The organism is Bradyrhizobium sp. Kon56, from assembly GCF_055807635.1.
On the sequence record NZ_JBVVOU010000225.1, the window covers coordinates 1 to 350 of the forward strand.

Below are 350 nucleotides of genomic sequence, written 5' to 3' on the forward strand. Positions count from 1 at the left end.
CGCTCGTAGAGAAGACCCCCGACGCCGATCTGCTGCGCGAGATGATCGGCTTTGCCGCCCAGCGCCTGATGGAGCTGTGGAAGGCCAGACCGGGGCGGCCTACGAAGAGAAGAGCCCCGAACGCCTGGCCCAGCGCAACGGCTACCGCGACCGGATCTGGGAGACCCGCGCCGGCGCGGTTGAGCTGCACATTCCCAAGCTGCGCGAGGCTCCTACTTCCCGGGCTTCCTGGAGCCGCGACGCATGGCCGAGAAGGCGCTCACCGCCGTGGTGCAGGAAGCCTATGTGCAGGGCGTCTCGACCCGCTCGGTGGACGACCTCGTCCAGGCCATGGGCATGACCGGCATCTC

1 pseudogene is annotated in these 350 nt (G+C 68.6%); it reads left to right on the forward strand.

The window, feature by feature from the left end:
* Positions 1-350 (forward strand): annotated as a pseudogene (locus AC0L3B_RS38740) (transposase); the annotation flags it as partial.